Source organism: Pseudoalteromonas sp. J010, from assembly GCF_003934235.1.
Taxonomy (GTDB): Bacteria; Pseudomonadota; Gammaproteobacteria; order Enterobacterales; family Alteromonadaceae; genus Pseudoalteromonas; species Pseudoalteromonas peptidolytica.
The window spans coordinates 1-782 of sequence record NZ_RDBW01000080.1; the positions used below are offsets into that span (position 1 = coordinate 1).

The following is a 782-nucleotide window of genomic DNA, read 5'->3' on the forward strand; positions in this document are numbered from 1 at the left end:
GGTTTACCCGGTTTACCCTGCGATCTTTAATCTCACCGTCGCTCATCACCATGCGGGTGCTAAAGCGGTCGGAGGTTCACTACCCACAAAGTACGTCCTGCGTCTGTCATTTCCCTCAAGTGGTAAAATAAAGAGATATACAAGCCGACGTAAGTCGGTTTTTTTGTGCCTGAATATACAGTGTAGGAGCAGGTTTACCCTGCGATCTTTAATCTCACCGTCGCTCATCACCATGCGGGTGCTAAAGCGGTCGGAGGTTCACTACCCACAAAGTACGTCCTGCGTCTGTCATTTCCCTCAAGTGGTAAAATAAAGAGATACACAAGCCGACGTAAGTCGGTTTTTTTGCTCCTAAATATACAGTGTAGGAGCAGGTTTACCCTGCGATCTTTAATCTCACCGTCCTCATCGCCATACGGATGCTAGAGCGGTCATAGGTTCACTCCCCACAAAGTACGTCCTGCGTCCGCCACTTTCCTCAAGTGGTAAAATAAAGAGATACACAAGCCGATGTAAGTCGGTTTTTTTGTACCTGAATATACAGTGTAGGAGCAGGTTTACCCTGCGATCTTTAATCTCACCGTCACCCATCGCCATACGGATGCTAAAGCGGTCGGAGGTTCACTACCCACAAAGTACGTCCTGCGTCTGTTATTTCCCTCAAGTGGTAAAATAAAGAGATACACAAGTCGACGTAAGTCGGTTTTTTTGTACCTGAATATACAGTGTAGGAGCAGGTTTACCCTGCGATCTTTAATCTCACCGTCCTCATCGCCATACGG

The 782-nt window shown here is 47.2% G+C and carries 1 protein-coding gene; it reads right to left on the reverse strand.

Translation table 11 applies throughout. The features are described 5' to 3' along the window. Positions 1 to 557 precede the first annotated feature (557 nt). On the reverse strand, positions 558 to 782 hold a 225-nt coding region (locus tag EAG18_RS22475), incomplete at its 5' end, for a hypothetical protein (protein ID WP_275557372.1).